Genomic DNA, 13458 nt, shown 5'->3' on the forward strand with positions numbered 1-13458 from the left:
GCAAAAGCCCAGGTCAGGCGCCATTTCTCGCGCCTCCTAGAAGAAGCCGAGCTTCTTTGGCGAGTACGACACCAGGAGGTTCTTGGTCTGCTGGTAGTGGTCCAGCATCATCTTGTGGGTCTCCCGGCCGATTCCGGACTGCTTGTAGCCTCCGAACGCCGCATGTGCGGGGTAGGCGTGGTAGCAGTTGGTCCACACCCGGCCGGCCTGGATGGCGCGGCCGGCGCGGTAGGCGGTGGAGCCGTCCCGGGTCCAGACGCCTGCGCCCAGGCCGTAGAGAGTGTCGTTGGCGATGTCGATGGCGTCGTCGAAGTCGCTGAAGGGGGCGACGGCGACCACCGGGCCGAAGATCTCCTCCTGGAAGACCCGCATCTCGTTGTTGCCCTCGAAGATCGTCGGGCGGACGTAGTAGCCGCCCTCCAACTCGCCGCCGAGTTCGGCCCGGGAACCGCCGGTCAGGATGCGGGCGCCCTCCTTCTGGCCGATGTCCAGGTAGGAGAGGATCTTCTCCAACTGGTCGTTGGAGGCCTGGGCGCCGATCATGGTGTCGGTGTCCAGTGGGTGCCCCTGGACGATCTTCTCCGTACGGGCCACACCGGCCGCCAGGAAGTCGTCGTAGTGCCCGCGCTGGATCAGTGCGCGGGACGGACAGGTGCACACCTCGCCCTGGTTGAGGGCGAACATGGTGAAGCCCTCCAGCGCCTTGTCGTGGAAGTCGTCGGTGGCGGACGAGACGTCGTCGAAGAAGATGTTGGGGCTCTTGCCGCCGAGTTCCAGGGTCACCGGTCGGAGGTTCTCCGAGGCGTACTGCATGATCAGGCGGCCGGTCGTGGTCTCGCCGGTGAAGGCGACCTTGGCGACCCGGGGGCTGGAGGCCAGTGGCTTGCCGGCCTCGACGCCGAAGCCGTTGACGATGTTCACGACGCCCGGCGGGAGGAGGTCCGCCACCAGGCCCATCCAGAAGTGGACGGAGGCGGGGGTCTGTTCGGCCGGCTTGAGGACCACCGCGTTGCCGGCCGCCAGCGCCGGGGCGAGCTTCCAGGTCGCCATCAGGAGGGGGAAGTTCCAGGGGATGATCTGGGCGACCACCCCGAGCGGCTCGTGGAAGTGGTAGGCGACGGTGTCCTCGTCGATCTCCGACAGCGAGCCCTCCTGGGCGCGGATGGCGCCCGCAAAGTAGCGGAAGTGGTCGATGGCCAGCGGGATGTCGGCCGCCAGCGCCTCGCGCACGGGCTTGCCGTTCTCCCAGCTCTCGGCGACCGCGAGCGCTTCGAGGTTCGCCTCCATCCGGTCGGCGATCTTGTTGAGGACGGCGGCGCGTTCGGCGGCGGGGGTACGGGCCCAGCCCGGCGCGGCCGTGTGGGCGGCGTCCAGCGCCCGCTCGACGTCCTCGGCGGTGCCGCGGGCCACCTCGCAGAACGGTCGGCCGTTGACCGGCGTCGGGTTCTCGAAGTACTGGCCCCGTGCGGGCGCCACGAACTCGCCGCCGATCCAGTGGTCGTAGCGGGGCAGGTAGCTCATGACGGCATCGGCGGAACCCGGGTCGGCGTAACGGGCCATGGGCGGCCTCCCGATCGCTCTCGGCGCGGTGCCCGCCGCGGTCGTGCGGCGGGCCTGGTGCGCGCAGGCTAGGGACGCCGGGGTTGCGCGGACGTTGCGACCCGAGGCGCAGACGTTGCGACCCGAGGCGCGGCCGGTGAGCCGGGGGCGCCGCCGGTCAGGCCGTACGCGGCACGGAGCCGGTCGGCGGTGGCGCGGGGCGCGGTACGGGTCGGGGAGTGCGCCGGCAGGGCGTCCACCAGGGCCTCGAAGACCTCCAGGTCGTCCTCGCCCCAGGGGGTGCGCGACCACTCGCGCAGCAGCTCGGGGGTGCGGGCGGTCAGCACCGCACAGCGGATCCGGTCCGCCAGCGCGGCGCGCAACCGCCGTACGCCCGGTGCCTCCGACAGCGGCAGCAGCGGACCGGCGTAGGCGCCCAGCGCGGAGCCCGGATCGCCGGCCGCGAGGTGTTCCTCGACCGCGTCCAGATCGGTCTCGACGGGGCGGCCGAGCCGGTACGGGCGCGAGTGCAGCAGCGTACCCACGAGCTGCCGCAGCCGGGACAGCTCGGCCCGCAGGGTCACCGGGCGCACCTCGCGCTCCCCGTACAGCAGCAGCGCGAGCTGATCACCCGTCAGGCCTGCCGGGTGGCAGGCGAGCAGGAGCATGATCTCGCTGTGCCGGCGCCCGAGCCGCAGCCGTCGGCCGTCCACGACCAGCAGCGCCTCGTCCCGGCCGAGCGCCGCGAGGAACACCCCCAATTCCCTTGTGCTGGCGGCGAGATGGGCCTCGGCGGCGCGCGCCGTGGCCTGTACCAGCGCCAGGCTGTGCGGGCTCGCCAGATGGTCGCCGCCGGTGATGTCCACCGCGCCCAGCAGCCGTCCGGTCCGCGGGTCGTGCAGCGGGGCGGCGGCGCAGGTCCACCGCTGCACCTGCCGGTTGTAGTGCTCGGCCGCGAAGATCTGAACGGCGTGGTCGGCGGCGAGCGCGGTGCCCGGGGCGTTGGTGCCGGCGTGCCGCTCGTCCCAGCGGGCGCCCACGACGAAGTTCATCCGCTCCGCGCTGCGCCGCACCCCGCGGTGCCCCTCCACCCACAGCAGGCGTCCCTGCGGATCGCAGACCGCCAGCAGATGCGCCCCGTCCTGGGCGAAGCTGCCCAGCAGCTCCCGGAAGACGGGCATCGCACGGGCCAGCGGGTGCCCCTCCCGGTAGGCGCGCAGCGCGGCCCCGTCCAGCTCGATGGGCGCGGCACCGTCCGAAGCGGCCCGCGCCTGCGCCGAGCGGCGCCAGGAGTCGGCGACCACCCGGCGGACCGGTGGTGCGACGGTCCCGTCGGCCAGGAACGCCGCATGGGCCCGGCGCACCGTCCGGGTGTGCTCGGCCGGGTCGGCTCCGGCCTCCATCGCCAGCCATGGGTTGACCACGTGTCACCTCTCGATGCGGCTCCTGCCTCCGTACGGCCGATGGTGCTCGTACCGGGCGGGCCCGTAAACCCCGCGTGGCGCCCTGATCACCTACCGGAGCCGCCGCCGGCCCCCGCGTGCAGCCGCAGCCCGTCCGCGGTGATCAGGTCCGAGGTGACCAGTGCCTGTTCGGCGTCCACGTCCGTCATGAAGACGAAGGGCGGTACGACCGGCGGCACCGGGAGGTGGTCCGGGGTGAAGGTGAGGCAGACGACGCCCTCCAGGCAGCCGCTGAACCGGGTGAGGTAGAGGGTCACCTCGCCCTTCAGGTTCAAGGTGTCGGCGGCCAGGCCGAGTTGGGGGCCGGCGTCGTCGCGGGTGGTGAGGCGGTAGTCGGTCAGCGAGGCGGCCTTCATCCGCAGCACCATGGCCCGGACCGGTCCGTGCGCGGTCGGCACGTCCGCGACCCCGGCCAGCGTGAAGCCCTGCGGTGCGAACAGCGTGGTGGTCACGGTCGGCGGGTGCGCCGGCGCCGGGACGCCGGCAGCCGCGCGGGCCTGCCGCGCCGGGCCGCCGACGGCCGTGAGCAGGGCGACCGGCAGGGCGACGGCGAGGGCCTTGCGGCCCGTACGGCCGCGCCATCGCGCGGACCGCTCGGGTGCCCCGGCCCCTTGCGGCGCCGCGGTCCGTCCTGGCGTCCCGGTCCGTGCCGGCTCCGCGGTCCGTTCCGGCGTCCCGGGGCGTCCCGGCTCCGCGGTCTGCCCCGGCGTCCTGGTGCGTCCCGGCGTCCCGGCCCGTCCCGGCGTCCCGGTCCGTCCCGGCGTCCACCCGAACCCCATGGCGCTGCCCGCGATCCCCAGGCCCATGCCCACCAGGAAGCCGCCGAGGTTGGTCGCGGCGAAGGAGAGCACGGAGAGGATCAGCGCATTGATGCTGACGTAGTGGTGGGTGGCCGGCGCGCACCACAGGAACCCGCCCGCCACCATCAGCGCCAGCCCGATGCCCAGCGCCGCCAGCCCGCCCAGCCCCAGGCTCACCAGCACGCCGAGCGGCGACAGCGGCACCAGTACGAGCTCCGCGCCGCCCAGCAGGAGCAGCAGCCCCGCCCAGAACGGCCGGGTGCGCCGCCAGCGCCGGAGCGCCGCGCGCCGTTCCGGCCAGGGCAGGGTCCGCTCCCACCAGGCGCCGCATCGGGCCCGCGGCCCGCTCAGAAGCACTTCTCGCCGTCCAGGCTCACGCTCACCCGCAGCCCCTTGAGGCGGAAGTTGCCGCCGGTGGCCGACCAGGCGTGCGACTTCACACCGGCCACCGCGATGTCCCCGGCCTGTAGGCCGAACGCGCCCCGCCGGCCGTGCACGCCCGGCACGGCGTCCAGGGTGGCGGCGTCCCGGCCGATCTGCGCGGTGCCGAAGCGGGCGTCCCCGACCAGGTCCTCGCCGTCGATGACCAGGCTGTCGGCGCTCACCGGCCCGGCCCTGCCGCCCGCGGTCAGTTTGAAGACCACCGTGCCCACCGGCGTCTTCACCTGGGCCGACTGGCAGATGTCGGAGAGTGAGGCCGAGCCGATGCCGAGCAGTGCCACCGGATGGCCGCGCCCGTCGGTGTCGCGGTCGGTGTGTACGTACGAGGCCAGGCCGTTGCTGGTCAACTTGCCCGAAGACACCTGGAAGTCGGTGCCGGAGACGGCGAACGACGCGGCCAGCGCGCCCTGCGCCATCACCGTCGCCAGCACGCCCACGGTGAGCACGGCGGGCAGCGCCACCGCGGCGCTCTTCCTCCAGGAGGTGCGCCCCTCGGGCGCGGAGTCCTTCGACGGGTTCACGGTGTCCTCCCCGGTGCAGTGGTCGAATGCGCGAGGGAAGTGCGGGATGGCGCCGCTGCGCGGGATCACGGATCCCGACCGCGGCACATGCTCATGACGCTCTGTCATACTGCCGAAAACTCTTGGTAGTTGGAGACTAGGGCGGGTTTTGAATAAGAGTCAACATCGTGGACGGGGCGGCTCGCCGGCCGCCCGCGGCACCGTGCGATCCCAGGCGCGTCGCGCCGAACTGATAGCCATCGGCCGGAAGTTGTTCGCCGACACGTCCTACGACGCGCTGTCCATGGACGACATCGCCCGTCAGGCCGGGGTCGCCAAGGGCCTGATCTACTACTACTTCACCAACAAGCGCGGGTACTACCTGGCGATCATCGAGGACGCGGTGGCCGAACTGGTCGAGCGGGCCGGCAGCACCCATGACCTGCCGCCCGTCGAACGCGTCCGGAGCACCGTCGACGGCTGTCTGCGCTACGCCCAGCACCACCAGGCCGCCTATCGCGCCATCGTCACCGGCGGGGTCGGCTTCGACGCCGAGGTCATGGCGATCCGCGACTCCGTGCGCGCCCGGCTGCTGCGCACCATCGCCCTCGGCGCATGGGGGCGGGAGGACCTCCCGCCGGTCGCCCGTACCGCACTGACGGGCTGGCTCTCCAGCGTCGAGGGCGTCACCCTCGACTGGATCGCGGATCAGGAGCTGCCCCGCGAGACCGTGGTCTCGCTGCTGGTGAGCGGCCTGGGCGACACCCTCCGGCTGATCGAGGAGTACGAGCCGGGCTGCCCGGCCCCGATCCGGCCGCCCTCCTGAGCGGACCGCGCCGGGCCGGCCCGGCGGGAACGACGAACGGGCGGGAGGTCGCCACCTCCCGCCCGCCCGGCTCGGTGACCCGCGGCTACCTGATCGCCTTGATCAGCTCGCCGTTGGTGGTGTCACCGCTCAGTTCCCAGAAGAACGTGCCGCCCAGGCCCTGGGCGTCCTTGAAGGCCATCTTGGCGCCGATGGTCTCCGGGGTGTCGTAGCTCCACCACTGGTCGCCGCACTTGGCGTAGGCGGTGCCGCCCACCTTGCCGGTGGCCGGGCAGCGGTCCTTGAGGACCTTGTAGTCGTCGATACCGGCCTCGTACTTGCCCGGTGCCGCACCGGTCGCCGTGCCGCCCGGTGCGTCCTGGGCGACCCCCGACCAGCCGCGGCCGTAGAAGCCGATGCCGAGCAGCAGCTTGTTCGCCGGGATGCCGAGGCCCTTGAGCTTGGCGATGGTGTCGGTGGTGTTGAAACCGGCCTTGGGGATGCCGCTGTAGGAGGAGAGCGGGGAGTGCGGGGCCGTCGGGCCCTGGGCGTCCCAGGCGCCGAAGTAGTCGTACGTCATCGGGTTGTACCAGTCGACGTACTGGGCGGCGCCCGCGTAGTCCGTGGCGTCGATCTTGCCGCCGGCCGAGGCGTCCGCGGTGATCGCCGCGGTCACCAGGTCGTTCTGGCCGAACTTCTCCCACAGCGCCTTCATGACGCCCGTGAAGGCGTCCTTCCCGCTGGTGTCGCAGGTCAGACCGCAGGCGTTGGGGTACTCCCAGTCGATGTCGATCCCGTCGAAGACATCGGCCCAGCGCTTGTCCTCGACCAGGTCGTAGCAGGACTGCGCGAAGGCGGCCGGGTTCTTGGCGGCCTCGCCGAAGCCGCCGGACCAGGTCCAGCCGCCGAACGACCAGATGACCTTGAGGCCCGGGTGCAGCTTCTTGAGCTTCCGCAGCTGGTTGAAGTTGCCGCGCAGCGCGCCGTCGTCCCAGGTGTCCGCCTGACCGTCGACGCTCTGGTCGGCGGTGTAGGCCTTGTCGTAGTCGGCGTAGGAGTCGCCGATGGCGCACTTGCCGCCCTGGACGTTGCCGAAGGCGTAGTTGATGTGCGTCAGCTTGGCCGCCGAGCCCGACGTCTCGATGTTCTTGACGTGGTAATTGCGGTCGTAGACACCCCAGTTGGTGAAGTATCCGACGACCTTGTCGCCCGCTGCGGCCGGCCGGGCCGCCGGTCCGTCGGCCGTGGTGGCCGCCGTTCGGCCCTGGGCGGTGGGGGCGCCGGCCGGTTGGGCGGAGGCGGGGCCGGCGAGCAGGGTGCCGGCCAGCGCCGCGGTACACAGCGCGGTGACGGCGGCGATCACTCTGCGCGGCGATCGCATCCGGTGCGGTCTGAGCATGTCGTCTCCTCGGAGGGGGGCGAGGGGTGGAGTCGTGACCCGTCGTGCCTGACCTGCGTTCCGAATTGGCATGAACGCGTTGAACGTTGCAGGAGAAGTTAGAAGGACTAGACCATTGAGTCAATGGTTCGGACCAATTTCATCGGAGCGGGGTAGCGGATTCCGGGCTGAAGTGGTCGGTCGACCGGCATCCTCGGGCCGGCGATGATCAACCCGTGACGCGCGGCCTCCGATCGGGCATACTCCTAGCGCCACCGTCGCAGGTCATCGCCTTCCGCGACCCGGAAAGCGATCATCGGCGTGGCACCACGGAAACCGGCGCCGCAGCCCACCCCGCGTGCGTCGCCGCAGCGCCCGACAGGGAGGAGAGCGCCGCCATGACCGAGTACGGCCCCCGGCCGGTGGAACGCAGGCTGCCCACCGAGGAAGCCCGCGACCTGATGGTTCTCGTACGCGAGCTCGCCGAGCGTGAAATCCGGCCGACCGCCGCCGAGGAGGAGGAAGCCGGCCGCTTCCCCCGCGAGACCTTCACCCTGCTGTCGGAATCCGGACTGCTCTCGCTGCCCTACGACGAGGAGTTCGGCGGCGGTGGCCAGCCCTACGAGGTCTACCTCCAGGTCCTGGAGGAGCTCGCGGCCGCCCGGCTGACCGTCGGCCTCGGTGTCAGCGTCCACACCCTCGCCTGCCACGCCCTCGCCGGGTTCGGCACCAAGCAGCAGCGCGCCGAGTACCTCCCCGACATGCTCGGCGGCGGACTCCTCGGCGCGTACTGCCTCTCCGAGCCCTCCGCGGGCTCCGACGCCGCCTCCCTGACCACCCGCGCCACCCGCGAGGGCGACACTTGGACGGTGAACGGGACCAAGGCCTGGACCACCCACGGCGGGGTGGCCGACTTCTACACCGTCCTGGCCCGCACCGGCGGCAGCGGCGCCCACGGCATCACCGCCTTCCTGGTCCCCGGCGACGCCCAGGGCCTGAGCGCCGCGGCACCCGAACGCAAGATGGGCATGAAGGGCTCGCCGACCGCCCAGCTGCACTTCGACAACGTCCGGGTCCCCGACGCGCGCCGGCTCGGCGAGGAGGGCCAGGGCTTCGCCATCGCCCTGTCCGCCCTCGACTCCGGGCGCCTGGGCATCGCCGCCTGCGCCATCGGCGTCGCCCAGGCCGCGCTGGACGAGGCCCTCGCCTACACCGCCGAGCGGCAGCAGTTCGGCCGCCCGATCGCCGACTTCCAGGGCCTGCGCTTCATGCTGGCCGACATGGCCACCCAGATCGAGGCCGGCCGGGCGCTCTACCTCACCGCCGCCCGGCTGCGCGACGCCGGCCTGCCGTTCTCCAAGGAAGCGGCGATGTCCAAGCTCTTCTGCACGGACACCGCGATGCGCGTCACCACCGACGCCGTCCAGCTCCTCGGCGGCTACGGCTACACCGTGGACTTCCCGGCCGAGCGCTATATGCGCGAGGCCAAGGTCCTCCAGATCGTCGAGGGCACGAACCAGATCCAGCGCATGGTCATCGCCCGCCACCTCGCGGGGCCCGAGACGCGCTGAGCGCCGGCAGGGGCGGGCCGGGGGGAGCCCCGGTCGGGCGGGCCGGGGGAGACCCGGCCCGCCCCGCCCCGCCCTCAGTCCACCAGCCCCTTCATCCCGCTGGCCGTACCGATCGCGACCACCAACGCACCGGGATCGACGGGCAACTCCCGTGCCACGGCGGAGGCGACGGCGGAGGACGGCTCCAGGAGGAGGCCCTCCGACGCCAGCCGCCGGTGTTCCGCCAGGATCGCGTCGTCGTCCAGCGCGCGGGCCGTGCCGCCGCTGCGCCACAGTGCGTCGAGCCCCTGCCAGCAGGGCCGTTCCTCGCCGAGGGAGAACGCCACGGTGCGCGCCTTCGCCACCCGGGTCCGCTCCTGCTCGGCGCGGTCCCGGTGGCCCAGCGCGGCGGTGTACGGTGCCGCGGCGGCCGGCTCGGCGGCCACCAGGCGGGGCTCCTGGGCGATCAGCTCCGCGGCGGCCAACTCCCGGAAGCCGCGCCCGATTCCGGCCAGCAGGTCCGCCCGGCTGGTGGGCACCACCACCGTGTCGATCCGTCGCCCCGCGAAGTCCCGCGCCAGCTCGTACGCGACCGACTTGTAGCCCTCGTTGGCGTACCCGTTCCCGCCGGGGGAGGGCGCGGAGTAGCTGGTCAGCGGGTACCAGCCGTGCTCCGCGACGGCCCGGGCCATCGCCGCGTTCCGCTCGAACACGGTGCCCCGGTGCACCACGCGCTCCGCCCCCAGGGCGTCGATCTGCGTCCGCAGGCCGGCCGGCACCCGCTCGGTCGTGAACACCACACAGCGCACCCCGGCCCGCGCCGCGTACGCCGCTGCCGCCGCCCCGGCATTGCCCGACGACGCCGCGACCACGGTGTCCGCACCGGCCGCCACCGCCGCTGCCACGCCGACCGCCATCGCCCGGTCCTTGTGCGAACCGGTCGGGTTGCCGCCCTCGTACTTCAGCCACACCTCACCGGTCGGCCGGCCGTCGTGGGCGTCCTGCGGCTCGTGCCGCAGGCGGATGTTCGGGGTGTTGCCCTCCCCGAGCGTGACCGGCGGCCCGGGCACCGGGAGCGCCGCCGGCAGCCCCCACGGACCGCCCGCGTACCCGGCGAGGTCCACGCCGGTCAGGTCGGCCAGCGGCGGCATCGCGTTGGCGCCGATGCCCTCGGCGGCGCAGCTCCGGCAGCCGTCGAAGGCCTCGGCGGGCCGGCCGCAGCGCAGGCAGTGCAGAGAGGGTGGGTTCACCGTCGCTCCAGGTTCGTCGAGGGGTCGTCAACCCGGTGACAGTAACAGGCACCAAGCGTGTGCGGCCCCTACTTCCTGCTTCCCGGACCTGCGGGGGTCTGGCTGTCCGAGCAGAGCTGACGTACCGTCAACTCCCCGCCGCCGGACCGCACCCCGGGACGACGCCCGACCCACCGCGCGCCCAGGAGGAGACCGTGCCCGATCGCCCGATCGCGCTCGACGAGTACCCGATCCACCAGGTCCCGCTCTCCATGCGGCACGTCGCCACCGGCGACCGCAACGCCTACGACCGGTGCATCTTCCACGTCATGGACCACTCCGGGCGCGCGCTGCTGATCGCCGGCCTCGGCGTCTACCCCAACACCGGCGTCATCGACGCCTACGCCACGCTTCGCCTCGGCGACCGACTGCACGCCGTACGGGCCTCCGACGCGCTCACCGACGACCGCCTCGCGCTGACCGTCGGTCCGCTCACCATCACGGTCGAGGAGCCGCTCAGCCGCCTCCGGTTGACCTGCGCCGCCGACCCCGCCGACCCCGACGGCCTGGCCTACGACCTGACCTGGACCGCGGCGTTCCCCGCCACCTGGGAACCGCACCACACCCAGTACCGCGGCGACCGGCTGATGCTGGAAGCCCGGCGATTCGTGCAGGCCGGCACCTGCGCCGGCAACATCCGGGCCGCGGGCGAGGAGTTCACCGTCACGCCGGGGGAGTGGACCGGAACCCGTGACCGCAGCTGGGGCGTCCGCCCGATCCCCGGCGAGGACGCCGGCCGCGCCGGGGAGGAGCTGCGGCCCGAGGGCTTCCACTGGGTGTGGTGCCCGGTGCGCTTCGACGACCGCTTCGTGATGGTCATCGTCCAGGAGGACGCCGACGGGCAACGCACTTTGAACGAGGCCCGGTTGGTCCGTGAAGGAGTGCCCGACACCCTACTCGGCTGGCCCCACGCGGACATCGGCTACCGCCCCGGAACCCGCCACCCCGAACGCGCCGTCATCCACCTCACCGACCCCACCCGCAAACCACTGGAACTCACCGCCGAGATCCTCACCTCGTCGCCCCTGGCCGTCGGCGCCGGCTACCCTCCCCCAAGCTCTCAACTCCGTTCGAGCAGGGGGGACCCCCATGCCGACGACTGGCAGCACGGCACCTGGCGCGGACGCGGCTGGACCGACCGCCGCAGCTACGACCTCTCCGACCCGGCCGCGCACCCCCACGCGGCGTACGGAGTCACCGACCACGCCGCCCGCTTCACCCTCGACGGCCGCACCGGCTACGGCATCTTCGAGCACGGCAGCTTCGGCCGCCACGACCCGAGCGGCTTCACCGGCTACGGCGATGTCGCCGGCGAGGCCACCCGATGACGGCCGGCCCGTCGCCCGCCGCCACCCCGGGTGGCAGCCTCCCCGGCACGACCACCGGGCAGCGCCCTGACGCGGCCGCACCCGGCAGCCCCCGCCCCCGCACCACCACCCGCGACCCCGAAGAGCTCACCCGGCGGCTCACCGCCTGGCTGCGCACCCGGCTCCCCGGCGCCCGTGCCACCGCCGCGACCGTCCCCGCCTCCAACGGCATGTCCAGCGAGACCCTGCTCTTCGACATCGACCACCCCGGCCCGCCGTCCCCCACCCCCGCGGCCTCGTGGGAGCGGGCGGACCCCCACGCACCGGGCGGGACCCCGGTCTCCTGCGCACTGCGCCTCGCCGCCGACCCCGCCGCGTACACCGTCTTCCCGCGGTACGACATGGCCCGGCAGTACCGCACCATGCGCCTGGTCGCCGAGCACACCGACCTCCCCGTGCCCCGCACCCTCTGGCTGGAGGAGGACCCGGCGCACCTCGGCGCCCCGTTCTTCGTCATGGCCCGCGCCGCCGGTCGCGTCCCACCGGACGTCATGCCGTACACCTACCCGGGGAATTGGCTGCACGACGCCACCGATGCCGAGCGCGCGCAGCTGGAGGCCGCCAGCGTCTCGATCCTCGCCCGGCTCCACGACCAGGTCCCGCCCGGCGCCGCGGACTTTCTGGACACCGCGGGACCCGGCAGCGCCCTGCACCGCCACGTCGAGGCCCAACGTGCCTACTACGCATGGGTGGTGGACGGTCGCCCGCGCTCGACGGTCATCGAGCGCGGCTTCGCCCGGCTCGCCGACCTCTGGCCGTCGGACCCGGGTGAGACCGTACTGACCTGGGGTGACGCCAGGATCGGCAATATCGTCTACGACGGGTTCGAGCCGGCCGCCGTACTCGACTGGGAGATGGCGGCCCTGGGGCCCCGCGAACTCGACCTGGGCTGGATGGTCTACCTCCACCGCTTCTTCCAGGACCTCACCGAGGGCAGCGGCCGGCCGGGGCTGCCCGGCCTCCTGCGCCGCGACGGCGTGGAGAGCCGCTACGCCCGGCTCACCGGGCACACGCCCCGCGACATGGAGTTCCACACCCTCTACGCGGCCCTGCGGCACGCCATCGTGATGCTGCGCGTGGCCTACCGTCAGGTCCACTTCGGGGAGATTCCGGTGCCGGACGACGCCGATGCGCTCATCCTGCACCGGGACACGCTGGAGGCGATGATCGAGGGCCGCTACTGGTGAGGACCGCAGCGGCCGTCGTAGGGAACTGAGGGGCGCTCAGGCGCTGCGGCGCATCCGCGGCACCCGGATCGGCCGGGTGCTCGGTCCGCCGATGTGCGAGAAGGGCTGACGGCGCCAGTCCAGGCTCTCCGGCAGCGTCAGCAGCACGGCCACGTCCTGTTCCTCGGTGTCCAGGTCGTCGTCCGCCTCCGGGGCCTCGGACACCGGACGGCCGGAGCCCTGGCACACCGTCAGCCCGAACGGATTCCACGGGGTGGGGCACAGCGCGTGCTCCGGAAGGGCGTCCTCGTCCGCCAGCAGCGCGATCGGCTGAAGGCAGTCGGGGCAGGTCACGCGGTAGATCTCAAAGGTCTCGAACGAGTCGTACGCACCGTCGTCGCCGGAGAGGCCGAGACTGTCGCCCTCCTGGGCGGCGATGTTCGCGGCAGCGGAGTCCTGCTTAAGGCGTCGCATGATGTCCATCCCCCTCGGGTGGGCCGATCGGATCGCTGACTTCCTGTGACGGGCGGTCCTGGCCACCACCAGCATTTCCCGCCATGCCGCGCGCATAATCGCGACCCGCCCGCGGACACGGGTTCACATGTGTGGCATTGGTCACACGGACCGGCGCGAAGGTGTCCACGATCCGGCGCGCGATGCGCATACGCGCCCGCGCACAGTAGGTTGAACGGGTGGAGGAGTTGGACCGACAAATCGTGGATCTGCTCGTCAAGGACGGGCGGATGAGCTACACCGACCTGGGCAAGGCCACCGGCCTGTCCACTTCGGCGGTGCACCAGCGGGTGCGCCGTCTGGAGCAGCGCGGTGTCATCCGGGGCTATGCCGCCATCGTGGACCCCGAAGCCGTGGGCCTGCCGCTCACCGCCTTCATCTCGGTCAAACCCTTCGACCCCAGCGCACCGGACGACATCTCCGACCGCCTCGCCGAGGTCCCCGAGCTGGAGGCCTGCCACAGCGTGGCCGGCGACGAGAACTACATCCTCAAGGTCCGGGTCTCCACCCCGCTGGAGTTGGAGCACCTGCTCACCCGCATCCGCTCCCTGGCCGGCGTCTCCACCCGTACGACGGTGGTGCTGTCCACCCCGTACGAGTCCCGACCGCCGCGCATCTGACCCCGCGCACCGAGCGCCGCCGGACAG

At 72.7% G+C, this 13458-nt stretch carries 12 protein-coding genes; 5 read left to right on the forward strand and 7 right to left on the reverse strand.

The genetic code is table 11. The annotated features are described in order from the left end of the window. Nucleotides 1–36: 36 nt before the first annotated feature. From adh to AB0C96_RS03590, 4 genes are all read right to left on the reverse strand, one after another. Nucleotides 37–1560: an aldehyde dehydrogenase gene (adh, locus tag AB0C96_RS03575; RefSeq protein ID WP_362913233.1), complete on the reverse strand. Its 1524-nt coding sequence runs from the start codon at nt 1558–1560 to the stop codon at nt 37–39. 68 nt (nt 1561–1628) lie between these two features. Next, nucleotides 1629–2963, reverse strand: a complete 1335-nt coding sequence (locus AB0C96_RS03580) for a GAF domain-containing protein (protein WP_362913235.1) — start codon at nt 2961–2963, stop codon at nt 1629–1631. Between the two features lie 86 nt (nt 2964–3049). Beyond that, nucleotides 3050–4159, reverse strand: coding sequence for a DUF6114 domain-containing protein (locus AB0C96_RS03585; protein WP_362913237.1), 1110 nt, complete (start codon nt 4157–4159; stop codon nt 3050–3052). Continuing rightward, nucleotides 4150–4764 carry a DUF6230 family protein gene (locus AB0C96_RS03590; protein WP_362913239.1) on the reverse strand — a complete coding sequence of 205 codons (615 nt, stop codon included), beginning with the start codon at nt 4762–4764 and terminating at the stop codon, nt 4150–4152. Before AB0C96_RS03590 ends, AB0C96_RS03585 begins: the two co-directional genes overlap by 10 nt. 202 nt (nt 4765–4966) lie before the next feature. On the opposite strand from AB0C96_RS03590, the gene AB0C96_RS03595 reads away from it, so the two are divergent. Beyond that, nucleotides 4967–5569, forward strand: a complete 603-nt coding sequence (locus tag AB0C96_RS03595) for a TetR/AcrR family transcriptional regulator (RefSeq protein WP_362913241.1) — start codon at nt 4967–4969, stop codon at nt 5567–5569. An 85-nt stretch (nt 5570–5654) separates the two neighbouring features. On the opposite strand, the gene AB0C96_RS03600 is transcribed toward AB0C96_RS03595, so the two are convergent. Beyond that, nucleotides 5655–6947, reverse strand: coding sequence for a glycoside hydrolase family 18 protein (locus AB0C96_RS03600; protein ID WP_362913243.1), 1293 nt, complete (start codon nt 6945–6947; stop codon nt 5655–5657). Between the two features lie 377 nt (nt 6948–7324). Between AB0C96_RS03600 and AB0C96_RS03605 the strand changes: the two genes are divergently transcribed. After that, a complete protein-coding gene (locus tag AB0C96_RS03605; RefSeq protein WP_362913245.1) occupies nt 7325–8497 on the forward strand; it encodes an acyl-CoA dehydrogenase family protein in 1173 nt (390 codons plus the stop codon). 74 nt (nt 8498–8571) lie between these two features. Here AB0C96_RS03605 and AB0C96_RS03610 read toward each other — a convergent pair whose 3' ends face one another. After that, nucleotides 8572–9726 (reverse strand): pyridoxal-phosphate dependent enzyme, encoded by a 1155-nt coding sequence (locus AB0C96_RS03610; RefSeq protein WP_362913247.1) that lies wholly within the window; start codon nt 9724–9726, stop codon nt 8572–8574. Between the two features lie 194 nt (nt 9727–9920). Between AB0C96_RS03610 and AB0C96_RS03615 the strand changes: the two genes are divergently transcribed. After that, nucleotides 9921–11093, forward strand: a complete 1173-nt coding sequence (locus AB0C96_RS03615; RefSeq protein ID WP_362913249.1) for a hypothetical protein — start codon at nt 9921–9923, stop codon at nt 11091–11093. Then, a complete protein-coding gene (locus tag AB0C96_RS03620; RefSeq protein WP_362913251.1) occupies nt 11090–12319 on the forward strand; it encodes a phosphotransferase family protein in 1230 nt (409 codons plus the stop codon). Before AB0C96_RS03615 ends, AB0C96_RS03620 begins: the two co-directional genes overlap by 4 nt. A 36-nt stretch (nt 12320–12355) precedes the next feature. Here the strand turns inward: AB0C96_RS03620 and AB0C96_RS03625 are convergent, their stop codons facing one another. Continuing rightward, a complete protein-coding gene (locus AB0C96_RS03625; RefSeq protein WP_362913253.1) occupies nt 12356–12781 on the reverse strand; it encodes a hypothetical protein in 426 nt (141 codons plus the stop codon). A 209-nt stretch (nt 12782–12990) separates the two neighbouring features. Between AB0C96_RS03625 and AB0C96_RS03630 the strand changes: the two genes are divergently transcribed. Beyond that, nucleotides 12991–13431 (forward strand): Lrp/AsnC family transcriptional regulator, encoded by a 441-nt coding sequence (locus tag AB0C96_RS03630; RefSeq protein WP_362913255.1) that lies wholly within the window; start codon nt 12991–12993, stop codon nt 13429–13431. Nucleotides 13432–13458: the final 27 nt, after the last annotated feature.

Source organism: Streptomyces sp. NPDC048506, from assembly GCF_040651315.1.
Lineage (GTDB): Bacteria > Actinomycetota > Actinomycetes > Streptomycetales > Streptomycetaceae > Streptomyces.

Excerpts from the sequence above, each read along its gene's own strand:
- adh (WP_362913233.1), bottom strand. The coding sequence starts at position 1,560 with ATGGCCCGTTACGCCGACCCGGGTTCCGCCGATGCCGTCATGAGCTAC.
- AB0C96_RS03600 (WP_362913243.1), bottom strand. The coding sequence starts at position 6,947 with ATGCTCAGACCGCACCGGATGCGATCGCCGCGCAGAGTGATCGCCGCC.
- AB0C96_RS03605 (WP_362913245.1), top strand. The coding sequence starts at position 7,325 with ATGACCGAGTACGGCCCCCGGCCGGTGGAACGCAGGCTGCCCACCGAG.
- AB0C96_RS03620 (WP_362913251.1), top strand. The coding sequence starts at position 11,090 with ATGACGGCCGGCCCGTCGCCCGCCGCCACCCCGGGTGGCAGCCTCCCC.
- AB0C96_RS03625 (WP_362913253.1), bottom strand. The coding sequence starts at position 12,781 with ATGGACATCATGCGACGCCTTAAGCAGGACTCCGCTGCCGCGAACATC.